This is a genomic window from Kitasatospora sp. NPDC101183, assembly GCF_044767945.1.
Lineage (GTDB): Bacteria > Actinomycetota > Actinomycetes > Streptomycetales > Streptomycetaceae > Kitasatospora.
Map to the genome: position 1 here is coordinate 131835 of NZ_JBIWOW010000006.1, position 23701 is coordinate 155535.

Below are 23701 nucleotides of genomic sequence, written 5' to 3' on the forward strand. Positions count from 1 at the left end.
CCGTGCCCGCGTATCGGAGGGTGTGAGACGGTGGCGGACGGCGACCAGCAGGAGAGCCCCGTGATGGGGCCTGCGGTGAGCGAGACGTACGGCCCGGAGGACCTGAGCCGGAACCCGATCTTCGCGGGCGGGTTCATCAACTTCGGCCACTGGCAGGGGATCGACCTCGCCGGGCCGGTCGGGGAGGCGGAGCGCGTCCGCAGCCAGGAGGACCTCTACCGGCACGTCCTGGCCGCCGCCGAGCCGCCGCCGTCGGCGGCGATCCTGGAGGTCGGCTGCGGGCTCGGCATGGGCTGTGCCCTGGCGCTGCGGGAGTACGGCGGGGCCGGGGCGACCGGTATGGACATCCACCCCGAGCAGCTGCGGCGGGCGCGGGACACGCACGCCGGTCTGCTGCGGAGCGAGCCGGAGCGCCTGCGGTTCGTGCGGGGGGCCGCGGAGCGCATGCCGTTCGGGGCCGGGGAGTTCGACCTCGTCGTCAGCGTCGAGGCCGCCCAGCACTTCCCGGACGTCGCCGCCTTCGCGGCCGAGACGGCCCGGGTCCTGAGGCCGGGCGGCCGGGTGGCGGTCGCGAGCTTCTTCACCGTGGACGGCGAACCCGGGCGGCCGGCCGAACTCGCCGCCCTGCTCGAAACCTTCGCGAACGGCCTGGACATCGCCCGGCCGGTGGGAGCGCTCACCGACGCGATGGGCGCCGCCGGGCTCACCGGCGTACGGGCGGAGTCGATGGGCCGGCACGTCTGGCCCGGCTGGGACGCGTGGCTCGGCCGGTGGTGGGCGCCGGACACCTGGCCCCGGAACTTCCTCCGGGCCTACGAGCGGGGGATCCTCGACTACTACCTCGTCCTCGCCGAGCGGCGCGGCTGACCCTCGGCTGCCTGTCGGCGTTCGGATCCCGACCGTTCGTTGCTGGAACGAACGGTCGGGATCCGTCGGGCACGCCCGGTCGGGCCGGTCAGCGCGCGGCGCCGGGGAGGGCGGTCAGGGTGTCGTCGAGGGTGGGCGCGCCCGGGCGGGGGCGGTTGTGGGGGAGGCGGGCCAGGGCCTTGCCCATGGCGCAGGTGTTGGTGAGGGCGGAGAGGGCCAGCCCGGCGCCGATCGTGGCGGAGAACCAGCGGGCGCCCGGGAGGGCGAGGTCGGCGAGCAGCCCGGCCAGGACGAGCGAGCCGGCCGCGAGGCGCACCTGGCGGTCCATGGCCCAGACCGCGCGTCCGCCGGCGGGGCGGTCCAGCGGCCGACCGGCGGCGGACCACGCGTTGGTGCCCCCGGTGAGGATGTACGTGGCGACACCGGCGGCTTCGAGGCGGGTGCAGGCGGTGCCGGCGCGCTGACCGGAGGCGCAGACGACGGCGATCTCGCCGTGCCCGGCGGCGCGGCGCAGCGCCGGGAGGGCGCGGTCGAGCTGGTCGAGGGGGATGTTCAGGGCGCCGGGGACGTGTCCGGCGGCGTACTCGCCGGGGGAGCGGACGTCGACGAGGGTGAGCCGGTCGAGGCGGGGGTGGAGCTGCTCGACGGTCAGGGGCGTGGTCACGGGGAGGCCTTTCGTGGGGGGAGGGGGATCGATCAGAGGAAGGTGGTCACGAGCATCAGCGCGGCGACGCCCAACAGGGCGATGGCGAAGGCCCGTTGGAGGGTGGGACCGTTGAGGCGGTCGGCGAGGCGCTTGCCGTCCCAGGCGCCGAGGATCGCGGCGCCGGTGAACGGTGCGGCCACCGACCAGTCGATGGCCGCCGTGGAGCCGAGGCGGGGGAGCAGGGCGGCGAGGGAGTTGGCGGTGATCACCAGCAGGCTGGTGCCGACGGCCTCGGCCATGGTGAAGGCGAGCACCGAGACCAGCGCGGGGACGGCCAGGAAGCCTCCGCCGACCCCGAGCAGTCCGGTGACGGCGCCGAGGCCGGCGCCGGTGGCGCTCGCCCGTCCGGCCCCGGCGGCGGAACGTTCCCGCACGGCGCGGGGCGCCAGCATCCGCCAGGCCGCGAGGGCCGCCAGGACGGCGAACGCCCCGGTCAGCAGCGCGCCGGGCAGATGGACGGACAGCGCCCCGGCGGCCGCGGCGGCGGGCAGCCCGGCGGCGGCGAACAGCGCGCCGGTGCGCCAGCGGACCCGTCCCGCGCGGGCGTGGGCGAGCAGGCCGGTCAGGGAGGTCGCGGCGACGATCACCAGGCTCGCGGTGGTGGCCGTGGCGGGGGTGAACCCGAGCAGGTAGACGAGCGCGGGGACGGCCAGCATGCTGCCGCCGCCACCGAGCCCGCCGAGCGCGAGGCCGACCACGGCCCCGGCGACGAGGGCCAGGATCAGCGCGGTCATATGACACGCCCGGGAACGGGGCAGCGGGCAGCGACGTGCGGCAGCGGGTGCATGGGCTTTCTCCGATGGTGCGGTGCGGCCGGGCGGCGAAGGCCCGGCTGGACGGGGGTGCGCGCCGGCTCAACAGCACGGCGCGGGCAACGGCCGATCCCCCTCGACGACCACCATAGTACCCCCGGGGGTATTATCGAAATCGTTCGGAGATACCCCGCCCCGTATCGCCCCAGGCACGACTATGCTGGTCGACATACGCCGGGGGGTATCAAGACCACGACGCTGCGCCTCGCGCCGCCACGCCCCAGGAGGGTTCCCCGTGTACTTCGCCCAGTTCTACCTCGACTGCCTCTCCCAGGCCTCCTACCTGATCGCCGACGAGCACACCGGCCGCGCCGTCGTCGTCGACCCGCGCCGGGACGTGGACGAGTACGTCGCCGAGGCCGAGGCGCACGGCTTCACCGTCGAGGCGGTGATCAACACCCACTTCCACGCCGACTTCCTCGCCGGCCACCTCGAACTCGCCGCCCGCACCGGCGCCTGGATCGGCTACGGCCGCCGCGCCGAGACCGGGTACCCGATCCGCAAGCTCGCCGACGGCGAGCGGATCGAGCTCGGCGAGGTCACCCTCCAGATCATGGAGACCCCCGGCCACACCCCCGAGTCGATCAGCGTCCTCGTGTACGAGCAGCCCGACGACGCCGTCCCGTACGGCGTCCTCACCGGCGACGCGCTGTTCATCGGCGACGTCGGCCGCCCCGACCTGCTCGCCTCCGTCGGCGTCACCGCTGAGGAACTCGGCGCCATGCTCTACGACAGCGTCCACCGCAAGCTGATGGCCCTGCCCGACGAGACCCTCGTCTTCCCCGCCCACGGCGCCGGCTCCGCCTGCGGCAAGAACCTCTCCACCGAGAAGCGCTCCACCATCGGCGCCCAGCGCCGCACCAACTACGCCTGCCGGCCCATGGACGAGGCCACCTTCGTCCGCATCGTCACCGCCGGCCAGACCGCCGCCCCCGCCTACTTCGGCCACGACGCCGCCCTCAACCGGCAGGACCGCCCGCTGCTCGACCGCACCAGCCCCACCCGGCCGCTGTGCCCCGAAGGCTTCAAGGAGGCCCGCGCCGCCGGCGCCGTCGTCCTCGACACCCGCAGCCCCGAGGAGTTCGGCACCGGGCACCTCCGCGGCGCCGTCAACGTCCCCCTCGACGGCCGCTTCGCCGAACAGGCCGGCACCGTCCTCACCCCCGACAGCACCCTCGCGATCATCGCCCCCCAGGACCGCGAGGACGAGGTCGTCACCCGCCTCGCCCGCATCGGCTTCGACCACATCGCCGGCTACCTGAGCAACCCCGCCGGCGCCCTGCCCGCCCTCGCCGACCACCTCACCCCCGCCGGCCGCCTCACCGCCGACCAGCTCCGCACCGCCCTGGCCGCCGAGCAGCCCCCCACCGTCCTCGACGTCCGCACCAGCGGCGAACGCGAAGCGGGCTCCGTCGACGGCTCCCTCCACATCCCCCTCGCCGAACTCCCCGCCCGCCTCGACGAGATCCCCACCGACCGCCCCCTCGTCGTCCACTGCGCCGGCGGCCACCGCTCCTCCATCGCCGCCAGCCTCCTGCGCCACCACGGCCACCCCGACGTCTCCGACCTCCTCGGCGGCTACACCGCCTGGGAAGCCCACACCCGCCCCGAACAGGGCTGACCTCAGCAACTCCTCAGCTCAGGCCCCGGGGGCTCCAGGGTGCAGTGCCCCGCCACATGGCTCGCAGGACAGGCACCCCCGTCGCGGAGTTCACGTGTCGATCGACCGTTGTCCACCACGCCGGAGGGGGTGGCAGGACAGCCATCTCGGTCCACTGCGGCAATCGTCGCTCGTGGGCCGGGCACTGGCCGCTGCCCCGACTTCGAGGCCCTCGAACAGCGCTGGGCCGCCGGGGTGTTGAGACAGGAATGCCGATCGGAGGACGGCTCGGCTGGGCCGTATGTGGTGGAACTTCATCGAGCGGTCAACGGCCTGGGCTGCACAAGCCCGTTCGGATTGGATGACAACGTTTCGATTCGGCAAGGTGCGCGGCTTCGCCGGCGACCGACCGTCTGCCCCCGAACTCCCCGCCACACCGCTGAAGGAGCGTGGGTGCCGCGCCGACCTGGGCGTTCGGGTGGTGGGCGGATCGGCTTCGAGACGTACAACGCGAGGTCGACGCGGCCGGCCACGAAGGGCGTCTTGACGACGATCTCGGCGTCGAGGCCGGCACTCCAGCCGGCGCTCGGTCCCAGAACGTTGACGGTGACGCTGTTCCCCTCGTCATCAGCTCGGGAGATCAGCTCCTGCGGAGCACTGTCGCCCATAGCTGCCCTTTCATCGGCGAGTACTGAGACATCCTCGCCCGATCGGGGGCATCCCTCATCTCATTTTGTTAGGAGTTCTAAGAGGGCTTTCCTTCCCTGGGAGCGGGGCTGCGAGGTAGAGGTCGAGTTCGCGGACCTGCTGTCGGATGTCATCGAGGTCCCGGACTTCGCCGTCGCCGAGCGGTCGGCACTCGACGGCGAGCTGCCGTGGGGGTGTGGTCGGGGTTACGGGCCGGGTTTCATTTCGGGGTATGTGGTGGAGGGGTCGTTGAAGGGGTCGGGGCAGGTGTGGCGGTTGCGTAGTTGCTGGTCGAAGAAGGCACGCAGGTAGGTGCGTGTGAGGTACAGGGCGCGTGGTGGGGCGATGGTGCCGTATTGCTGGGTGAGTTGGTCGGTGGGGATGTGCAGGACGGGTTGGGCTTGGGGGGTGAGGGTTTCGCCGTCGGAGTAGGTGAGGTGCTGGCTGCCGTCCATGCGGTAGACGCGGCCCCAGCCGTGCAGGAGGGGGCGTAGCGGGGGGTGGCTGTCGGCGGCCGCGGAGGTGAGGTTGAGGAGTGGTTTGGTGACGCCGGTGTGGCTGATGGGTCCGAAGGCGGGTTCGGAGAGGGGGCCGTCCAGGTTGGCTGCGGCCGTGATCCGGGGGTCGGTGTTCATGGCGGCGGCGCTTTCGACGCCGCCGAAGGAGGCGCCGAACATGCCGGTGCGGGCGGGGTCGAGGGTGGCGGCCAGTGCGGGGGGCAGGGCGCGGTGTTCGGCGTCGGGGTTGGCGCCGTGGGCGAGGGCGGTGATCTGGTCCAGGACGAAGTGGGTGTCGGCGACGCGGGTGTCGAGTTCGTGGCCGGGGTCGGGGTCGTGGACTTCGGTGGCGACGCGGCCGTCGGGGAGTTCGGTTTCCTCGGCGTAGTGGGTGTGGTCGATGGAGACGACGGTGTAGCCGTGGCTGGCGAGGTCTTCGAGGAGTGCGGTGTTGCCGGCGCGGTTGTCGTGCGAGCCGTGGGCGTAGAGGAGGATCGGGTGGCGGCCGGGTTCGGCGGGCGCGTTCTGGGTCGAGTGGGTGGGGGGCAGGGTGATCCGGTCGGCGGGGAGGTGGTTGGCGGTCATGAATGCGGCGGCGGCGCCGGGGGTCATGTAGGGCACGTGGGGGTGTGCGGGTGAGGGCTTGGCCGGGTACCACAGTTGCACCATCAGCTCGCGTACCGGCTGGCTGGGGACCCAGGTGTCCCGGCGTGAGGGGTCGACCAGGTGCAGTGACACCGTGCCCAGTGCGTGCGGTCCCGTGGGTGCGGGGAGGGTGAGGTGCGTGGTGGGGCCGCTGTGCCGTGCGGGCGGTGTGGGTGGGGCGGCGTGGGCGGGTGCGGCGGTGAACGCCGTTGCCGCGGCGGTGAGTAGTGCAGCGCCCGTGATCGTTGCGCGTCGTGTGGTTCGACCTCGTGTCATGTCGGCTCCTTCGGGCCGGGATCGTCGCTGCCACGCTTGCAGGCGGGGCCGTGGCGTGTCATCAGGGAGGGGTACTGATCCGACCCTGGTCCTGTCTCGGGGTGGTGTCGGGGAGGACCCGCACCCGAGCCCGCGTGAGGGGACGGCCGGGGGCGGGGCGCCTGTCCCACCGGTGGCCGGTGGCCGCTGGCCTGGGGGTGAGCGGGGTGGCGTGGCGGCCCGTCGTCGTGCGGTGGCCCGTGCCTGAGAAGCGGTTACCAGACCGGGGGCACGGCTGCCGATCGAACGAGCCCGTGCCTGTGCAGGTATCCGGTCTCGAGCCGCAGACCATGACGGGCCATCACCGGGGTTCTCGACAAGGCCGCAGCCGGGCACCGACTCGTCCGACAGCACGGTGCGCAGCCACGCGGTGTCTGCCGGGGCGGTCACGCCGAACAGGCCTGTGGGCGCGGGCATTTCCGGCACGGGCCGCCCTGCCCACCTCAGCCGGATGAACCGGGACGCGGGTGCTCCCCGTTGACGGTCGTGCAGGCAGTCCACCGTCCCGGACCGAGGAGCAGCCCATGACCGTCCACCCGAGCCGCCGTGATGTCCTGCGCTGGAGCGCCGCGGTGGGAGGCGGGACTCTGACCGCCGGACTCGGCCTCACCGCGGCCACGCCCGCCGCGGCGGCTTCGTGGAGCAGCGAGAGCTGGATGTCCAATCTCCCCAACGGCCTGTCCCTGACCCAGTTGACCATCCCGGGCACCCACGACTCGTGCTGCACCGATCCGTGGAACGGGACCGAGTGGTCGCACACCCAGAACTGGGGCGTCCCCGAGCAGCTCCAGCGGGGCATCCGCTTCCTGGACATCCGCTGCCAGCGGTTCCCGTTGAACGACCGCGATACCAAGAACTGGCTCGGCGTCTTCCACGACCGCTTCTACCAGGGCAGCACGCTCGCCATGGTGCTGGACCAGTGCCGGGCCTTCCTCAAGCAGTCGCCGCGCGAGGCCCTGGTCATGCGGATCAGGAACGAGAACGCGGGCAGCAACCCGATCAACTCGGTGGAGTTCCTGCGCCGCATGCAGTACCACCTGGACGGCTTCGGCTACCGCAACCTGTTCTGGACAGCCCCTTGGTGGCCCAGCCTCGGAGAGGCCCGCGGCAAGATCGTGCTGCTCGCGGACTTCGACACCAGCTCCGACTCCACGTGGAACGTGATGCACTGGGGCAACTCCGGGCTGATGGACACCCAGGACCAGTACGAGGGCGTCGGTACCGACGGCAAGGCCCGCGCGGTGGTCGCCCAGTTCGACCAGGCCTACTACAACCAGGGCTCGCCGAAGATGTACATCAACTTCACGAGCTACGCGGGCGGGAAGTGGCCGAAGCTGAACGCAGCTGCGATCATGCCGCCGGTGTTCGACTACCTGAACGCGCGCACGAACGAGGCCCGCCACTTCGGGATCGTGCCGATGGACTTCCCCGACTTCCACACCAACGTGCTGGACCTGCTGGTCGCCAAGAACTTCGTCGGACGCTGACCCCGGTCCGCCTGAGTCGGGGGTGTCCCGGTCGACGACGGCGTACCGGCTGCTGGATCTGGCGGTAGTCGAGATCCGCGGGCGCCTGGCCGAACTCGCCGAACGCGGCGGCATCGCCGCCTCCACTCGCGCCCACATTTCCTGCGGCGAGGGCGAGGTCCCGCCGCCGCAGGCGATCGTGGGCGGGCGCAGCGCCTGCGCCCGGCGCCGTACCCGCTCCGCCGGGGTGTTGATCATGGTGAGGAGCGCCATGACGAGCTGTGCGGAGTTCTGGTCCGGGGCCAGGGTCGGACTTGCTGCTGTTGGAGGACGAGGAGGCGATCAGCAGCTGGGGATGCGTGAGGTCGTTGCCGAAGGCCTTGCGCTGGGCGTCGGCACCGGGTGGTGGGGAGCGTCGTTCCAAGCACGCGATATTCGGAGGGCTTCCATGCCAGTGGACCGTAGTGTTGGCGCGCCAAGAGAGCCTGGTAGCAGGGGAGAAGCGTGCGGTCCGAGAAACATGCGGTGTGGGAGCGGGACTTCCCGGTTCGGTATCTCCTGGTGCGGGAGGACTTCGACGAGGAGGAGGCCGTGCTGTGGGGGCGGTGCGCGGAGGTCGAGGGCCTGTTCATGGACCCGCCTCCGCTGCCGCGAGAGGTCCTGACACTGCGGGGCTGCCCGCGTGAGAGCCTGCTGGTCCAGGCCGTGGCGGCCGGCGCCGAACCGGTGCGGCTGCTGGGGGACGGAATGCTCTCGATCGAGCCCGTGGATCCCTCGAACGACGGGCCGGCTCGTTTCTGGGACCTGGAGGACACGGCTGTCCTGGCCCAGTGGCCCACGCCGGGCGATCCCGGGTGCGTGGACATCGTCGTGGGCGTCGGCGTCAGGGAGGACGACTACTGGGGCAGCAAACGGCTGCCTTCGAGGCCGCGGTTCGACCTGTGGTTCCCCTCGATCCACTCGATCCACTCGATCCAAGGGGGCAGCCCGTCGGACGGTTGCCGTTCCATTGACGGCCTGTTCACCCCGCGCCCGCAGCGACCCACCCAGCCCGTGCACCTGATCGGCTGCGAACCCGCCGCACCGCTTCGCGCCCTGTTGTGTCGTCCCCTTCCACAGGAGGGCGATCCGATCACGCTCCGGCCCCTCGACCGTCACGGCCGGACGATGACCGGGTACCGCCTCGACCTGCACATCGTCGAGGCACGCCCATCCGTCCTCGGCGGAGCCCTGATCGACGTCACCATCACCGACCCCGGTGACGACCGCCCCACTCCGGCCGCCCGCCCAGTGTGGGAGACCTGGTCCGACGGCGTTCCCACTCTGCCCAACCAGTGGGCACAGTTCGACGCCAAAGGCCGGTCCGAGTGGCTGGACCTCACCAGCATTGGCCCGTACGGGCCGGAGGGCCTCTCCGGCGGGACGTACCAGTTGGACGGACAGTACGTCACGGACCGGGCCGGCCTGCTCCTGGCACTCGGCGAAGCCCTGCTCGGCCCCGGCGCCAACTACGGGACATCCCTGGACTCGGTGGCGGACTACCTGGGCGGCGGGCCCTCCGTCGTCCCCCCGTTCACCCTCGTCTGGCACCACGCCGACATCGCCCGCCACGCCCTCGCCGGACACATCCTGCACCACTGCGGCGGCCTGTCCTACTTCGAGGAAACCGTGAACCTCCTGCGCGAGAAGGGCGTCACCGTCGTACTCCGGTAAGGGAAACGACAGGTAGTCCCGCCCCCGTGAAGACGACACCTGAGCAGGAGAAGAACGACAACAGCCTGGCCCGCCAGGGCCCGGTTGTCTCGCCTCCTGGTACCCGGTCGGCGCTACGGGCTTCGAGGTAGGCGGTCCAGTCGGTGGCGGCGCGGCGGCGCCACCTCACCAGGGTGGTGTGGAGGCCATCGCCACGCGGGTCGGCCTCGCCTCCGCGGTCAACCTGTGCCACCGCTTCCGGGCCGCCCTCGGCGCCACCCCCGGCGCCTACCGACGCGCCTTCGGCGAAGCCCGATAGCCCTCCTGGTGCGTTCGCTTGTCCGCAGTGTTTCGGATGTGTTGAGCACCGTGAAATCACCCGACGTCTCCTACCCCAGTGGTATCGACCGGTGGCACGATCGCCTACGAAGCCGGGGAGCGAACGGGGGTGCTCGCGTGGTTCGCACATTGCTCATCGACAATCAGGACTCGTACACGTTCAACCTGTTCCAGCTGCTGACCGAGGTCAACGGCGAGGAGCCGGTGGTGCTCACCGCTGACGGGGAGGGGGCTCGGCGGGCCCCGACCGAAGGCTTCGACAATGTCGTGATCGGGCCGGGGCCCGGACATCCGGGCAGGGAAAGGGACTTCGGGCTCTGCCGGGAGGTCCTGAGCGGCACCGACCTGCCCGTTCTCGGGGTGTGCCTCGGGCATCAGGGGGTCGCGCTGGAGGCCGGGGGCCGGGTGGTCCGGGCGGGGCGGCCGGCGCACGGGGAGATCTCGTCGGTGTTCCACGACGGGTCGGAATTGTTCGCCGGGATTCCGCAGGGATTCGACGCCGTGCGGTACCACTCCCTGGTCGTGGCGGAATCATTACCCGGGAATCTGCGCCGCACCGCCTGGGCCCCGGACGGGTCGGTGATGGCGGTCGCGCGCACCGACCGGCCGCACTGGGGAGTGCAATTCCATCCCGAGTCCGTGGCCACGGAGTTCGGGCGCGGGCTGCTCACCAATTTCCGCGACCTGACGCCGTTACGGAAGCGGGCGAGGCCCGCCCGGCCCGCGGGCGGCGCGTTACCGGGGGAGGCCCGCACCGCACCGGCCGGGGTGCGCGTGCTGACGCGCAGGCTCGCCCGCTGGGCGGAGCCGGAGAGCGTGTTCACGGCCCGGTACGCCGACCGGTCCCACGCGTTCTGGCTGGACAGCAGCGACGGCGCCTCCCGCTTCTCGTACCTCGGCGGCCAGGACGGCCCGCTGTCCCGGGTGCTGCGCCACGAGGTGGGCACCGGCAACCTCCTGGAGCACCTGCGGTCGGAGCTCGACCGGCTGCGGGCCGACAGGCCCGACGGCCTGCCCTTCGACCTGATCGGCGGCTTCGTCGGCTACCTCGGCTACGAGATGCGCGCCGAGTGCGCCGGGACGCCCGCGCTCGTGCACCGCTCCGAACTGCCGGACGCCGCCCTGCTGTTCGTGGACCGGCTGCTCGCCTTCGACCACGAGCGCCGCGAGGTGCACGCCCTGGCCCTGGCCCTGCCCGGCGGGGAGGCCGAGGCCCGGCGGTGGCTCGCCGAGTCCGAGCGCACCGTCGCCGAGGCCGTACCGCCCCCGCCCGTCACCGCGCAGCCGTACACCGAGCCCCGCCACACGCCGCGCCACACCCCGCGCTGGGCCCGCGACCGCGCGGCCTACCTGGCCGACGTCGCCCGCTGCCAGGAGTGGCTGCGCGAGGGCGAGAGCTACGAGATCTGCCTGACCAACCGGGTCACGACCCGCACCGACGTCGACCCGCTGACGCTCTACCGGACGCTGCGCCGGATCAACCCGGCCCCGTACGCCGCGTACCTGCGCTTCGGCGACCTGGCCGTGCTCAGCTCCTCGCCCGAGCGCTTCCTGAGGATCGACGGCGACGGCCGGGCCGAGGCCAAGCCGATCAAGGGCACGGCCGCCCGCGCCGCCGACCCGGCCGAGGATGCGCTGCGGGCGGAGGCGCTGCGCACCAGCGTGAAGGACCGCGCCGAGAACCTGATGATCGTCGACCTGCTCCGCAACGACCTCGGTCGGGTCTGCGCCACCGGCACCGTCCGGGTCCCGTCCCTGATGGCGGTGGAGTCGTACCGGACCGTCCACCACCTGGTGTCGACGGTGGAGGGCCGACTGCGGCCCGGGCTGGGCGCGGTGGACTGCTTCCGGGCGGCCTTCCCGCCCGGGTCGATGACCGGGGCGCCGAAGCTGCGCACCATGGAGCTGCTCGACCGGCTCGAACCCTCGGCGCGCGGCGTCTACTCCGGCGCCATCGGCTGGTTCGGGGTGGACGGCGCGGCCGACCTGTCCGTGGCCATCCGCACCGCCGTGGTCCGGGAGGGCCGGGTGACGGTCGGGGCCGGCGGCGCGGTGCTGTGGCAGTCCGACCCGGAGGCCGAGCACGCGGAGGCGCTGCTCAAGGCCGAGCCGGTGCTGCGGGCCGTCGCCGCGGCCGAGGAGTGGGCGGCGCGCAACCGGCCGAGACCCGTGGCCGCGACCGCCGCTGCCGCCTCCGTGCGCTGCGCCCGCTGATCCCTTCTCATTCCCCCTCATTCCCCGGGAGTCCCATGCCGCCCGCTCCGGCCGGCCCGACCGACGCCGCCATCACCATCACCACCGAACTCGTCCGCGCCATCCCCGACGCCGTCCACGGCTCCTTCGTCTTCACCGAGGAGCACCTGGCCCTCGTACCGGAGGGCACCACCGAGACCCTCCGGCCGTACCTGGGGTGGAGCGTCTTCTGCTACGCCGTCCCGATCACCGACGAGGGGCTGTGGGTCTGGCACCACCACGGCGAGTACCGCTCGCTGCTCGCCAACTACGTGCTGCTGCGCGCCGCCACCGCGATCCGCCGCGAGCTCGACCGCGCCGGGATCGCGACCGAGGACCTGCCCGAACTCACCGCCCAGGGCGTCTCCATGGTCGAGGTCGGCGAGTACGCGGGGATCGGCAACCGCGGCTGGAACAACCTGCTGCTGCACCCCGACCACGGCTCCTGGCTGCAGATCCACGCCCTGCTGGTGGACGCGCCGCTCGCCGAGAGCCCGCTGCTGCTGAGCGACGTCTGCGTGAAGTGCGGCAACTGCCTGCGCTCCTGCCCCGTCGACGCGCTGGAGGAGGACGCCTTCCACCGCAGCCGGTGCCAGCAGGTGGTCGCCGCCCCGTGGGACCCGAGGAGCCGGGCCGAGGCGCTGACCGACAAGACCTACATCGAATGCCGCATGTGCATCGACGACTGCCCGATCGGAAACCCTGTGGAGAGGCTGCTGGCATGGAAACGCTGACCATCGAAAAGCCCCGGGACCCCCAGGGGCCCGAGGAGCTGCGCGACGACGGCGGCTACGTCTTCCACCACCCGCCGAAGGCGCTCTGGGACCGGGGCGTCCAGCCTCCGCCCCAGGCGTGGAAGCGCTACTCGGTCTACCTGCACGTCCCGTTCTGCAAGAAGATCTGCACCTTCTGCACGTTCGAGCGCAAGCGGCTGCGCCGCGACTCGCTCGACGGGTTCGTCCCCCGCCTGTGGCGCGAGCTCGACACGGTGGTGGCCACCGACGACCTGTCCGAGGCCGCCCTGCACTCCGTCTACCTCGGCGGCGGCACCGCCTCGCTGCTGCCCAACGACGCCATCGCGCACTTCGTCGACCGGATGCGCCGGGAGTTCGGGCTGCGCGAGGACACCGAGGTGACCCTGGAGTCCGAGCCGGGCACCAAGACCGCGGAGGACCTGCGGATCGCCCGGGACGCCGGGGTGAACCGGGTGTCCATCGGCATCCAGGCGTTCCAGGACCCGCTGCTGAAGTCCCTCAACCGCTCCCACGACGCGGCGCAGGCGATCGCGATGGCCGAGGCCGTGCACACCGCCGGCATCGAGAACCTGCACGTGGACATCATGTACGGGCTGCCCGGCCAGACGATGGAGATGTGGCGCGAGACCGTCCAGCGCTGCCTCGACCTGGGCGTCAAGCACCTGTCGGCCTACCAGATGATCCTCTTCCCCGACGAGGTGATGGCCCGGCTGATCAGGTCCGGCGAGGTGCCCCCGCAGCCGCACCCGGACGTCATCGACGAGATGCGCGCCCACGCCGTCGAGACCTTCACCCGCGCGGGCCTGCCCCGGTACTCGCTCACCGAGTTCGCCGAGCCCGGCTTCGAGTGCCGGTACGTGATCACCACCTGGGACGGCTCCGACTACCTCGGCTTCGGTCCGGGTGCCTACAGCCGCAGCCACCGGCAGCTGTGGGAGAACCACACCGTGCACGCCGCCTACCACCGCGACGCCGACAACGGGCGCCGCCCCGTGGGGCGTTCGGTGGAGATGACCCCCCGGCAGACGCTCGAGCGGGACCTGGCCATGGGCCTGTGCATGCTCGGCGTCGAGCCGGAGGCGCTGGCCCGACGGGCCGGCATCGGCCTGGACAGCGTCGCCCCCGTCCTGCGCGAGCTGACGGACCTCGGCCTGGTCCGGGCCGAAGGACCGCTGCTGCGGCTCACCGGGCCGGGTGTCCGCTACGCGACGGAGGTGATGAAGCGCCTGACGGCCACTCAGTTCTAGCCAGCAGAAGCGAAGTTGAAGAGATCACCGACACCGAAGGGAAGACAGTCATGGCAACCGTCATCTTCTCGCTGAAGAAGATCGAGGCGGTCCTGGAGATCGCCCGCAAGGACCCGCAGGGCTTCCTCGGCGACCTCGCCCGGGACCCGTTCCGCGCCCTCCAGGGCAGCGGGATCGACCTGTCGCAGGGCGAGACGATCGCGATCGTCGACATCGTCAAGGGCAGCTCGCTGTCCCTGCTCGCCCCGCGCCTGACCGACCTGCGCACCCTGTGGGCGGACATCCTCGCGGACAACCCGGTCTCCGACCGCCCGGCCCAGCCGCTGCGCGCCGCCGCGGCCGCGGGCGCCCGGTAGCGCCGGACCGCCACGCCGGATGACACACCGAGCAACGCCCGGGGAGCCCGGCGGCAGCACGCCGCCGGGCTCCCCGGAGCCACTCCGCGCCTCCCGTCTGCTGCTCGCCGGGGTCGACGTCGTCGTGACCGCCGACGGCGAGGTCCTCGTCCTGGAGGTCAACGACCACCCCGGCGTCCTGCGCGAGCCCGCCGGCCCGGACGGACGCCCGCCCGTGCTGGAGGCCCTCGCCGACGCCCTCGCCCTCCGGGCGGGAGGCGACCCGTGCCTGGTCACCCTGCCCGAGTGCTTCCGCCTGGAGCCGCCCGGGCCGTCCACGGACGCCGTCACCGTGGCGCCCGCCTCCCGGCTCGTCGGCGACTTCGACCGCTCGGAGACGGCCCTCGGGGACCTCTCCGCCCTGCTGCTCGGGCTCCGCGCCCGGGGCGTGGACGCGGCCCTGGCCGACCGGCCCGCCGCCGACGCCCACCTGGCCGCTCGGGGCGCCGCCCGTACGGTCGTCTTCGACCGGCTGCCCGGCGTCACCGGCGGACCGGCCACCGAGGTCGTCAACACGCCCGGGGCCCGGGACGTCTGTGGCGACAAGCTCACCACCTACCGCGTCCTGGCCGCGGCGGGCGTGCCCGTCGTGCCCTGCGTCCCCCTCGGCGAGCTGCTGCGCACCGGCACGGACAGCGGCTACGCCGTGCTCAAGCCGAGGGTCGGCGCCGCCGGCAACGGCGTCGAGCGGCACGCCGTCACCGCGCTGCGCGACCTCCCCGACCCGGGCACCGACCGGATCGCCCAGCCGTGGATGGAGCTGCGCCGCACCACCGGCGGCGAGCGCTCCCACCGCTTCGACCTGCGGGTCCTGGTGGTCGGCGGGCACGCCCGGGCCGCCCTGGCCCGTACGGCGGGCGCCCCGGCCGACCTGCTCGACGGGGAGCCGCTGCTCACCTGGCTGACGACCACCGGCCGGCGCGAGGCGCTGTGGATCGACGGCGCCGCCACGGACGCCACCGGCCGCTACCTCACCGAGGAGCTGCTCACCCGCGCCCTGCGCGCCGCCGAGGCGGCGGTGGTCGCCCTCGACGGGGAGCTCGCCGCCCGCCAGGCGTCCGGCCTCACGGGCGCGACGGACCACGGGTTCGCCCGGCACAACGGGGTGGGCGGCCCCCTGGACCTCGTGACGGCCGTCCCGCTCGCCAACTCCACCGCTACCAGGGGGGATTGAACCCGGCAATGCAGATCATGGGCGTACTCAACGTCACCCCGGACTCGTTCCACGACGGAGGCGTGCACGGCTTCGACGGCATCCGGAGCGAGACCGACCGGAGCGAGACCGACCGGGCTGGAACCGACCGGAGCGACACCGCCCGGGCCGACACCGACCGGGCCGTCCGGGCCGGCCTGGCCATGTTCGCCGCGGGCGCCGACATCGTCGACGTCGGCGGTGAGTCGACCAGGCCCGGCGCCGCCGAGGTCCCCGCGGCCGTCGAACGCGCCCGGGTCCTGGACGTCGTACGGGAGTTGGCGCCCTACGGCCGGGTCTCCGTCGACACCCGCAAGGCCGAGGTGGCCCGCGCGGCCGTCGCCGCCGGGGCCTCGATCGTCAACGACGTCTCCGGCTCCCTCGGCCCGCTCGCGGGAGAACTGGGCGTCGGATACGTGGCCATGCACATGCGCGGCACCCCGCGCACCATGCAGCAGGCGCCCCGGTACGTGGACGTCGTGGCCGAGGTCGCGCAGTTCCTGCACGCCATCGCGGAGGAGGCCCTGCGCGCCGGGGCGCCGACCGTCTGGATCGACCCCGGGTTCGGCTTCGGCAAGACGCTCGCCCACAACGTCGCCCTGTTCCGGGCCATCCCCCGCCTGGCCGCCTCCGGCTTCCCGGTGCTGGTCGGCGTCAGCCGCAAGACCATGGTCGGGCAGCTGACCGGCCGCGAGTCCACCGAACGGCGGCTGCCGGGCTCGCTCGCCGCGGTCTGCGCCGCCGCCCAGCTCGGCGCCGACGTGGTGCGCGTCCACGACGTGCCCGAGACGGTGGACGCCGTCCGCGTCGCCCGCGCCCTGCTCCCGGCGGCCGTCCCCGGTGCCCTCGACGCCGCCACCGACCCGATCGCCCCGCCGGTCGCGGGGGTCGCCGGGGCCCGGGCCCGGGCCGGGGCCGCCCGGTGACCCCCGCCCCCCTCGACCCGGGCGCCATGCTCGACGAGGCCACCACGCTCCTGCGGCGCCTCATCCGGCACGCCTGCGTCAACGACGGCACCCCCGACTCCGGGCAGGAACTGCGCAGCGCCGAACTGCTCGCGGACTACCTCTCCGACAGCGGGCTGCGGCTGGAGACCGTCGAACCCCACCCCGGCCGCGGCTCCCTGATCGCCACCCTGCCCGGCACCGGCGGCCCCTCCGGCGGCCTCACCCTGCTCGGCCACCTCGACGTCGTCCCCGCCCGCCCCGAGGGCTGGACCAGGGACCCGTTCGCCGCCGAGCTGGTGGACGGCGTCATCTGGGGGCGCGGCGCCGTCGACATGCTCGGCATCACCGCCACCATGGCCGTGGCGCTCAAGCACCTCGCCCGCTCCGGCTTCCGCCCCGCCCGCGACCTGACCCTGCTCGCCGTCGCCGACGAGGAGGCCGGCGGCCACTGGGGCGCCGGCTGGCTCGTGCGCCACCGGCCCGAGCTGCTGCGCGACACGTCGGTGATCACCGAATCCGGCGGGTTCCCCATCCCCACCCCCGACGGGGTCGCCGCCCTGGAGTGCTTCGTCGGCGAGAAGGGCGCCTACCCCTGCACCCTCGTCGTCCAGGGCACCAGCGGCCACGGGGCCTTCCCGTACCGTACGGACAACGCGGTCGTCACCGCCGCCGAGGTGCTGCAACGGCTCTCCCGCCTCACCCCCGAGCTCCACCTCGACGACACCTGGCGGGAGTACGTGGACGGGCTCGGCCACCGCGGCGACCTGCGGCGCCGGCTGCTCGACCCGGCCGCCTTCGACCAGGCCCTCGACGAGATCCCGCTCGGCCTGGCCCGGCACTTCCACGCCGTCACCCGGATGACCGTCTCCCCGAACGTCATCCGCGGCGGCACCAAGCACAACGTCGTCCCGGACCGGGTGGACATCGCCCTCGACGTCCGCGTCATGCCCGGGCAGACCCGCCGGCAGGTGGAGGCCCTGTTCGCCGACTGCCTGCAGGGCATCGGCGGCGTCCGCACCGAGTTCGGCACCTGGCGCGCCGGCAGCCGCTCCGAACGCCGGACACCGCTGTGGGAGGCACTGGAGAGCGTCACCGCCCGCCTCGCCCCCAAGGGCCGGATCGTCCCGGCGATCAGCTCCGCCACCACCGACGCCCGGCACGTCCGGCCCACCGGATCGGTCTGCTACGGGTACGGGCTCTTCACCGAACACATCGCCTCCGACGACTACTTCACGATGTTCCACGGTGTCGACGAACGCGTCGACCAGGGCTCGCTGCGCCTGATGTGCGAGCTCTGGACCGGAGTCGCCGCCGAGTTCACGCCCCGAGAGGACCACCAGGCCGATGGCTGACCACCCGACTCCGCCGACCGGAGACCTCTCCCTCGCCGGAGACCTCCCCCTCACCGGAGACCTCCCCCTCGCCGGGGACCTCCCTCTCACCGGGGACTACGAGAAGGACCGCCGGCGCCACGTCCAGGCCTTCGCGAGCCGCCTCGACTCCGCCGTCGACCAGCTCACCTGGCCGGACGCCGCCCGCCGCGCCCTGCGCGACGAACGCCTGCGCGACCTGCTGCGCACCGCGAAGCGACACTCGCCCTGGCACGCCGAACGCCTGCGGCACATCGACCCCGAGCAGATCACCGGGGACGACCTCGGCGAGCTCCCCGTCATGACCAAGGCCGACCTGATGGAGAACTGGGACGCCATCGTCACCGACCCCCGGCTCACCCTCGACCTCGCCACCCGGCACCTGCGCCGCGTCGAGGAGAACGGCCCCGCCTACCTGCTCGACCACTACCACCTGGTCGAGACCAGCGGCACCAGCGGCACCGGCGCCGTCTTCGCCTGGGACTTCCCCGGCTGGCTGGAGGTCCGCCTCGCCGACATCCGCAGCTTCGCCTGGCTCACCCGCCACCGCGGCTGGGCGAAGGAGAACCGCTGGGCCTACCTGATGACCAGCCTGCCCACCCGGATGAGCCGCGCCGGGCGCGTCACCTTCGAGCCGCCGGAGACGTACATCGAGCTCCCGGTCTCGCTGCCCGTGGCGGAGATCATCGAGCAGCTCAACGCCTTCCGCCCCACCTTCGTCCTCGCCTACCCCTCCCTGCTGCACCAGCTGGCCCAGGCCGCCGACTCCGGCGCCCTCACGATCGCCCCCGACGCCCTCGGGGTGGCCGGCGAACCCCTGCGGCCCGCCGTCGCCGCGGCGATCGAAGCCTCCTTCGACGCCCCGCTGATCGACTACTACGCCTCCAGCGAGAGCGGCACCATGGCCCACACGCACCCGGGGGTTCCGGGCCTCTACGTGGTCGAGGAGAACATCGTCCTCGAACCCGTCGACAGCGGCCACCGGCCCGTCCCACCGGGCGTCCGCTCCGACCGCGTCCTGCTGACCAACGTCATCAACCGGCTGCTCCCGCTGATCCGTTACGAGCTGGACGACGAGATCACCCTCCTCGACGAGCCCAACCCCGGCCCCTGGACCGGCCGCCGCCTCGCCGGCCCCGACGCCGGCCGGAACCGGCTGGGCACCACCGGCTTCGTCTACCCCGGCGGCGTCGAAGTCCCGCTCTACACCTTCCGGATGGCCTTCGTCGACTACGAGCACCACGTCGCCGACTACCAGGTCCGCCAGACCCCGGACGGCGCCGACATCTCCGTACGGCCCGTCGGCCCCTTCGACCCGACGGCCCTGCACCGCACCGTCACCGAGTTCCTGCGCCGCCCCGAACTGCCCGAACCCCGGGTCACCATCCGGCTGGTGGACCACTTCCCGCTCTCCGAGCACGGCAAGTTCAAGCGCTTCGTCCCCCTCGCGCCGCTCCCGGGCAAGGAAGGCCCCCGTTGACCTCGACCAGCCTCGCGCCCCGACACTCGCGCTACCGACGGCTGTTCACCCGGCCCGGAGTGCTCCCCCTGGTCGTCTACGGGCTCGTCGCCCGGCTGCCGAGCGGCATGAACGTCCTCGCCGTGATGCTCGCGACCACCGGCGCCGGCCACTCGTACGCCCTGGCGGGAGCCGCCGCCGGGGCGTACGCCGTCGGCGCGGGCCTCAGCGGCCCGCTGCGCGGCCGGCTCGTCGACCGGCGGGGCGCAAGCCACGTCCTCCTGGTCTCCGGATTCACCCAACTCGCCGCCATGCTGGTGCTGTTGGCCGTCACCCTCGCGCGCCTGCCCGGCCCCGTCCTGCTCGGCGCGACCTTCGCGGTCGGGGCGCTGCTCCCCCCGGTCGCGCCCGTCATGCGCACCCTCTGGGGCCGGATGCTCAACGGCGAGGAGGACCTCAAGGCCGCCGCCTCCGCCTGGGAGACCGTCGTCATCGACCTCGTCTACATCGCCGGCCCGGGCCTGCTCGCCGCCCTCGCCGGCGTCCTCCCCCCGGAAGCCTGCCTCGCCCTCTCCGCGCTCTGCACCCTCACCGGGTGCATCGGCCTCGCCACCCGCCCACCCGTCCGCGCCCTCGCCCCGACCGCCCCCGGCACCCGCGACTGGGCCGGCGCCCTGCGCGTCCCCGCCGTCCGCGCCAGCCTGCCCCTCGCCTTCCTCGCCACCGGCTCCCTCGCCGCCGTCGAGGTCGCCGCCCTCCGCTTCGCCGGCGACCACGGCACCCCCGCCCACAGCGGCTGGCTGCTCGCCGCCCTCTCCGTCGGCAGCGCCACCGGCAGCCTCCTCCACGGCGCCACCCGCCTCCCCGGCCCCCTCCCCACCTGGCTGACCGCCGCCCTGGCCCTCCTCGCCCTCACCTGGACCACCGCCTCCCTCACCCCGCACCCCCTGGCCCTCGCCGCCCTCTTCGCCGCCGGGGGCCTCCTCATCGGCCCGATGATGACCCTCCAGTTCACCCTCCTCGCCCGCTCCGCCCCCGCCCCGGTCCTCACCGAATCCTTCGCCTGGCTCAACTCCTCCGGCCAGGCCGGCTCCGCCGCCGCAGCCGCCCTCGCCGGCTCCCTCGTCGCCGGCACCACCCCTGCCCCCGGCTTCGCCCTCGCCGCCGCCATGACCGCCCTCGCCGCCACCCTCGCCTACGCCCCCCGGGGCCGCCGGGCCCCCTGACGCAGCACCACAGACTGCTGGCCTGCTGATTTCCGAGGCGGGCTGGCTCCGGCCCCATGGTCCACTGCCAGGACCGGGGTTCGTAACCGATCACCCTGCGCCGCAGCCGGGGCCTGTCCTGGCAGCGCAGGGTTGCTCAGGCAGCCCGCTGCGGACCCCATGCCCGATTCGGAAGGGTGGGAGCCTGTGGGGCGAGGGGCGGCGCCTGGGACGCCCTCAACCGGCCCGCACAGGGCTGAGCCCGGGGCCTCGGTCGTCCGACCACGGGGACGAGCCCACCTCTGGTCCGCCCTGTCAGGGTTGCCCGACTGCTGTCCTCACGTCCCCGGGTGCCGGGGGCTCGATCGCGTCCTGGGGAAGCGGTGTCGAGCGAGGCCCGGCGGCCCCGCCCTGCCAGTCCAGGGCGGTGTGGGCGAGGGCCGCGAGGGCCAGGGCGGCCGGGAGTTCGACCAGGAGGGCCATCGCGAGGGCGGTGTACCAGGCGCCGCCGCCCTCGGCGGTCAGCACGTCGAACCAGGCGTCGAGTAGGAGCAGGGTGGAGGACGCGGCGGCGGCCAGGGCGGTGCGGCGGGAGCGTAGGACGAGCAGCCGACCGGTGGCGAGCAGCCCGGCGACCTGGAGGACGTCCATGCCGACCCAGGCGGTGGACCAGTTGCGGACCTCGGCCTGGCCCCGGGTGGTCGAGCCGAGCACCAGGATCCAGGTGAAGAGGAGGACCGCGACGCCCAGCAGGGCCCGGGCGAGGAATGTGCGCGAGCGGTCCGCCGTCGGGTGTTCGGCCCCCAGGAGGTCGAGTGCCTTCCGGATGCCCCCGCTTGGTGTTCTCATGATCGGTCAATCTACCCACCTCCCGGCGGGCACCGACCGAGTGGGCGGGGCAGCTCCTAGAATCGGGCCCCGTGACGACCGTCTCCTCGATCCTCGGCCAGTTCGACCACTGCGCCGACCAGGCCTGTTTCCCCGACCTGGACAACGGCTACTTCTACCCGGTCGAGGTCCGCATGAGCCTCTTCGCGGACGCCGAGCGCTGGGCCGTGGTCGCCGAACTGCTCGGCTATGGGCCTCGGTCGGGCAACCTCGTGGACGTGGTGCACCGCTTCGGCAACTGCCTGACGCAGGGCGAGCCGGGCGACTGCGCGTTCCTCGACCGGGTCGAGAACGTGGCCGCGCTCGACCCCGAGGGCGAGGAGGTGTACGGCGGGGGCGTGCCGGTGGTCGTCCGGGGCAGGCCGCTGCCGGTCGGGGCGGCGCCGGGTACGCCGCTGCAGGACGTGTTCCGCAGCCTGGTGCCCGAGCACCGCGAGTTGCTGCTGGCCGACGAGGCGGAGTTGCGGGCGGGCCTGCCCGCCGATCTGCCGCCGCTGCTGCGCCTGGAGGAGTGGAACCAGCCGGAGGACTTCTGGGAGACGGCGCCCAGCGCGCACGAGCCCTTCCGGCTGCTCGCCGAGGCTCTGGCCGCCGCCGACCCCGCCCGCTACCGCCCGACGGTGGCCCCCAACACCCACTGGTCCCACTGGCCGGAGGCCGGGTCGCTCTGAGGGTCACAACGCTCGGACGGCCTCGGCGAGATCGGGGCCGTAAGAGGACCAGCAGACCACGGAGCCGTCGGCCTCGAGCAGCCCCATGTACCACTCGCCGTCGGCCCGGGCGAGGCACAGGTCGTGGAAGGAGAGAACGGCGTCGGGCCGGAGCACCTCGTAGTCCGCGCTGCCGTGCTCCGCGAGGACGACGAGCCGGTCGAGCGTCAGCGGGGCGGCCTCGTCGTCGCCCGAGGCGAGGCGCAGCCGCTCGATGGTCCAGCCGTCGGGGAGGTCGTCGTTCACCGTCGCATGGTGTCAGTGGGTGGGGTTCGTGGGCCACGGGTTTCGGACGTGCGGCTGGGGAGGGGGCGGGCCGAGGGGGTGCCCCCAGAGTTGGGCGGCGGCGCCCCCGGGGTCGGGTGGGGCGGCGCATGGGCAACTCTGGGGTTCTGCGCGGAGCGGGTGCCGGGCACAATCGGCTCATCCCCCTCACCCCAGGAGCCATCGGCATGTCACGTGGTCGACCGGTCACCGCACTTTCCTCGCTGGAGCTCTGCGACCCGGACCTCTACGCCCACGGGGACCCCGAGGAGCTCTGGCAGCGGATGCGGCGCGCCGCCCCCGTGCACGGGGGGGAGTACGACGGCCGCCGGTTCCACGCCGTGCTGTCGCACGCGGAGATCTCCCGGGTCCTCAAGGACCCCGGGAACTTCAGCTCCCAGCAGGGCATGCGGCTGGATCAGAACCCCGCCGCGACGGAACTCGCCGCAGGGAAGATGCTGATCATCACCGATCCGCCGCGCCACGGCGGGATTCGGCGGATCGTCGGCGGCGCCTTCACCCCGCGCATGGTGGCCCGGCTGGAGCAGACCATGCGCGAGACGGTCACCGCCGCCCTGGACGAGGCCCTGGAGGCCGGCGAGTGCGACTTCACCCGGGTCGCGGCCAGGCTGCCGCTGTCGGTGATCTGCGACATGCTCGGAGTGCCGCCCGGCGACCGGGACTTCATGCTGGAGCGCATCATGGTGGCCTTCGGCTCGGGGGAGGACGAGGCGGCCGACCCGCTCGCCCCGGCCGAGGCCCACGCGGACATCCTGTCGTACTACGAGGAGTTGCTGGCCCGCCGCCGGCGCGAACCGCAGGAGGACATCGTCACCGCGCTGGCGCACGGCACGGTCGACGGCGTTCCCCTCACCGACGAGGAGATCTTCCTCAACTGCGACGGGCTCGTCTCGGGAGGCAACGAGACCACCCGGCACGCGAGCGTCGGCGGCCTGCTGGCGCTGATGCGCCATCCGGAACAGTGGGCGGCGCTGCGCGAGGACCCGGAGCTGCTGCCGACCGCCGTGCAGGAGATCCTGCGGTTCACCAGTCCCGCGATGCACGTCCTGCGGACCGCCACCGCCCCGGTGGAGGTCGCCGGCCACGCGCTGGCCCCCGGGGACCAGGTCGCGCTGTGGCTGGCGGCCGGAAACCGCGACGGGACCGTGTTCGCGGACCCCGACCGGTTCGACGTGACCCGGCGGCCCAACCCCCACCTCACCTTCGCGGCCGGACCCCACTACTGCCTCGGCGCGTCGCTCGGGACCCGGGAACTCACCGTCCTGTTCGAGGAACTGCTGCGACGTGTCGGCGACGCCGAGCTGACCGGCCCGCCCCGGCGGACGCGGTCGATCCTGATCCGGGGCCACGACGCGCTGCCCGTACGACTCGTCGCCGCCTGATCCGGAGG

20 protein-coding genes and 2 pseudogenes are annotated in these 23701 nt (G+C 73.3%); 16 read left to right on the forward strand and 6 right to left on the reverse strand.

All coding sequences use genetic code 11. The features are described from left to right. Window positions 1-30: 30 nt before the first annotated feature. Window positions 31-867, forward strand: a complete 837-nt coding sequence (locus ACIRRS_RS09820; protein WP_402967312.1) for a methyltransferase domain-containing protein — start codon at window positions 31-33, stop codon at window positions 865-867. An 88-nt stretch (window positions 868-955) separates the two neighbouring features. On the opposite strand, the gene ACIRRS_RS09825 is transcribed toward ACIRRS_RS09820, so the two are convergent. Continuing rightward, a complete protein-coding gene (locus ACIRRS_RS09825; RefSeq protein ID WP_402967315.1) occupies window positions 956-1531 on the reverse strand; it encodes a rhodanese-like domain-containing protein in 576 nt (191 codons plus the stop codon). A 32-nt stretch (window positions 1532-1563) separates the two neighbouring features. Then, window positions 1564-2307, reverse strand: a complete 744-nt coding sequence (locus ACIRRS_RS09830) for a sulfite exporter TauE/SafE family protein (protein WP_402967317.1) — start codon at window positions 2305-2307, stop codon at window positions 1564-1566. Window positions 2308-2620: 313 nt separating this feature from the next. Here ACIRRS_RS09830 and ACIRRS_RS09835 point away from each other — a divergent pair, with 313 nt between their 5' ends. After that, entirely contained in the window at window positions 2621-4006 is a 1386-nt protein-coding gene (locus ACIRRS_RS09835) for a rhodanese-like domain-containing protein (protein ID WP_402967320.1), read from the forward strand. A 293-nt stretch (window positions 4007-4299) separates the two neighbouring features. Here the strand turns inward: ACIRRS_RS09835 and ACIRRS_RS09840 are convergent, their stop codons facing one another. Together ACIRRS_RS09840 and ACIRRS_RS09845 are read right to left on the reverse strand one after the other, a co-directional pair. Beyond that, window positions 4300-4653: a DUF5959 family protein gene (locus ACIRRS_RS09840; protein WP_402967323.1), complete on the reverse strand. Its 354-nt coding sequence runs from the start codon at window positions 4651-4653 to the stop codon at window positions 4300-4302. Between the two features lie 225 nt (window positions 4654-4878). Beyond that, window positions 4879-5907 carry an alpha/beta hydrolase family protein gene (locus ACIRRS_RS09845; protein WP_402967326.1) on the reverse strand — a complete coding sequence of 343 codons (1029 nt, stop codon included), beginning with the start codon at window positions 5905-5907 and terminating at the stop codon, window positions 4879-4881. A 746-nt stretch (window positions 5908-6653) separates the two neighbouring features. Between ACIRRS_RS09845 and ACIRRS_RS09850 the strand changes: the two genes are divergently transcribed. The 12 genes and pseudogenes from ACIRRS_RS09850 to ACIRRS_RS09905 all read left to right on the forward strand — a co-directional run bounded on the left by ACIRRS_RS09850 (window position 6654) and on the right by ACIRRS_RS09905 (window position 20449). Then, window positions 6654-7616, forward strand: coding sequence for a phosphatidylinositol-specific phospholipase C (locus ACIRRS_RS09850; RefSeq protein ID WP_402967329.1), 963 nt, complete (start codon window positions 6654-6656; stop codon window positions 7614-7616). 483 nt (window positions 7617-8099) lie between these two features. Beyond that, window positions 8100-9308 (forward strand): hypothetical protein, encoded by a 1209-nt coding sequence (locus ACIRRS_RS09855; RefSeq protein ID WP_402967332.1) that lies wholly within the window; start codon window positions 8100-8102, stop codon window positions 9306-9308. Between the two features lie 178 nt (window positions 9309-9486). Further along, window positions 9487-9606, forward strand: a pseudogene (locus ACIRRS_RS09860) (AraC family transcriptional regulator); the annotation flags it as partial. Window positions 9607-9743: 137 nt separating this feature from the next. Continuing rightward, entirely contained in the window at window positions 9744-11840 is a 2097-nt protein-coding gene (gene pabB, locus ACIRRS_RS09865; RefSeq protein WP_402967335.1) for an aminodeoxychorismate synthase component I, read from the forward strand. A 35-nt stretch (window positions 11841-11875) separates the two neighbouring features. Next, window positions 11876-12592 (forward strand): 4Fe-4S binding protein, encoded by a 717-nt coding sequence (locus ACIRRS_RS09870; protein ID WP_402967338.1) that lies wholly within the window; start codon window positions 11876-11878, stop codon window positions 12590-12592. After that, window positions 12580-13860: a radical SAM family heme chaperone HemW gene (gene hemW / locus ACIRRS_RS09875; RefSeq protein ID WP_402967341.1), complete on the forward strand. Its 1281-nt coding sequence runs from the start codon at window positions 12580-12582 to the stop codon at window positions 13858-13860. The genes ACIRRS_RS09870 and hemW overlap by 13 nt, the downstream gene beginning before the upstream one ends. Before the next feature lie 50 nt (window positions 13861-13910). After that, a complete protein-coding gene (locus ACIRRS_RS09880) occupies window positions 13911-14216 on the forward strand; it encodes a hypothetical protein (protein WP_402967344.1) in 306 nt (101 codons plus the stop codon). Between the two features lie 19 nt (window positions 14217-14235). Beyond that, a complete protein-coding gene (locus ACIRRS_RS09885) occupies window positions 14236-15429 on the forward strand; it encodes a hypothetical protein (RefSeq protein WP_402967347.1) in 1194 nt (397 codons plus the stop codon). 17 nt (window positions 15430-15446) lie between these two features. Next, window positions 15447-16373: a dihydropteroate synthase gene (gene folP / locus ACIRRS_RS09890; RefSeq protein WP_402967350.1), complete on the forward strand. Its 927-nt coding sequence runs from the start codon at window positions 15447-15449 to the stop codon at window positions 16371-16373. A 26-nt stretch (window positions 16374-16399) separates the two neighbouring features. Beyond that, window positions 16400-17692, forward strand: a pseudogene (locus ACIRRS_RS09895) (M20/M25/M40 family metallo-hydrolase); the annotation flags it as partial. Between the two features lie 46 nt (window positions 17693-17738). Continuing rightward, on the forward strand, window positions 17739-19244 hold the full coding sequence (locus ACIRRS_RS09900) for a phenylacetate--CoA ligase family protein (RefSeq protein ID WP_402967353.1): 1506 nt from the start codon (window positions 17739-17741) through the stop codon (window positions 19242-19244). Further along, entirely contained in the window at window positions 19241-20449 is a 1209-nt protein-coding gene (locus tag ACIRRS_RS09905) for a hypothetical protein (protein ID WP_402967356.1), read from the forward strand. The genes ACIRRS_RS09900 and ACIRRS_RS09905 overlap by 4 nt, the downstream gene beginning before the upstream one ends. Before the next feature lie 294 nt (window positions 20450-20743). Here ACIRRS_RS09905 and ACIRRS_RS09910 read toward each other — a convergent pair whose 3' ends face one another. Then, complete coding sequence (locus ACIRRS_RS09910) at window positions 20744-21277, reverse strand: hypothetical protein (RefSeq protein ID WP_402967359.1); 534 nt, start codon at window positions 21275-21277, stop codon at window positions 20744-20746. A 71-nt stretch (window positions 21278-21348) separates the two neighbouring features. Between ACIRRS_RS09910 and ACIRRS_RS09915 the strand changes: the two genes are divergently transcribed. After that, window positions 21349-21987 (forward strand): DUF7003 family protein, encoded by a 639-nt coding sequence (locus ACIRRS_RS09915; protein ID WP_402967362.1) that lies wholly within the window; start codon window positions 21349-21351, stop codon window positions 21985-21987. 3 nt (window positions 21988-21990) lie between these two features. Here ACIRRS_RS09915 and ACIRRS_RS09920 read toward each other — a convergent pair whose 3' ends face one another. Then, window positions 21991-22272 (reverse strand): hypothetical protein, encoded by a 282-nt coding sequence (locus ACIRRS_RS09920; RefSeq protein WP_402967365.1) that lies wholly within the window; start codon window positions 22270-22272, stop codon window positions 21991-21993. A 206-nt stretch (window positions 22273-22478) separates the two neighbouring features. On the opposite strand from ACIRRS_RS09920, the gene ACIRRS_RS09925 reads away from it, so the two are divergent. After that, window positions 22479-23693, forward strand: a complete 1215-nt coding sequence (locus ACIRRS_RS09925) for a cytochrome P450 (RefSeq protein WP_402967368.1) — start codon at window positions 22479-22481, stop codon at window positions 23691-23693. The last annotated feature ends 8 nt before the right edge of the window (window positions 23694-23701 follow it).

Bases quoted from the DNA above. Each gene is read 5' to 3' on its own strand.
- ACIRRS_RS09830 (WP_402967317.1), bottom strand. From the start codon at position 2,307: ATGACCGCGCTGATCCTGGCCCTCGTCGCCGGGGCCGTGGTCGGCCTC.
- ACIRRS_RS09910 (WP_402967359.1), bottom strand. From the start codon at position 21,277: ATGAGAACACCAAGCGGGGGCATCCGGAAGGCACTCGACCTCCTGGGG.
- hemW (WP_402967341.1), top strand. From the start codon at position 12,580: ATGGAAACGCTGACCATCGAAAAGCCCCGGGACCCCCAGGGGCCCGAG.
- folP (WP_402967350.1), top strand. From the start codon at position 15,447: ATGGGCGTACTCAACGTCACCCCGGACTCGTTCCACGACGGAGGCGTG.
- ACIRRS_RS09925 (WP_402967368.1), top strand. From the start codon at position 22,479: ATGTCACGTGGTCGACCGGTCACCGCACTTTCCTCGCTGGAGCTCTGC.
- ACIRRS_RS09880 (WP_402967344.1), top strand. From the start codon at position 13,911: ATGGCAACCGTCATCTTCTCGCTGAAGAAGATCGAGGCGGTCCTGGAG.
- ACIRRS_RS09900 (WP_402967353.1), top strand. From the start codon at position 17,739: ATGGCTGACCACCCGACTCCGCCGACCGGAGACCTCTCCCTCGCCGGA.
- ACIRRS_RS09870 (WP_402967338.1), top strand. From the start codon at position 11,876: ATGCCGCCCGCTCCGGCCGGCCCGACCGACGCCGCCATCACCATCACC.
- ACIRRS_RS09885 (WP_402967347.1), top strand. From the start codon at position 14,236: ATGACACACCGAGCAACGCCCGGGGAGCCCGGCGGCAGCACGCCGCCG.
- ACIRRS_RS09850 (WP_402967329.1), top strand. From the start codon at position 6,654: ATGACCGTCCACCCGAGCCGCCGTGATGTCCTGCGCTGGAGCGCCGCG.
- ACIRRS_RS09840 (WP_402967323.1), bottom strand. From the start codon at position 4,653: ATGGGCGACAGTGCTCCGCAGGAGCTGATCTCCCGAGCTGATGACGAG.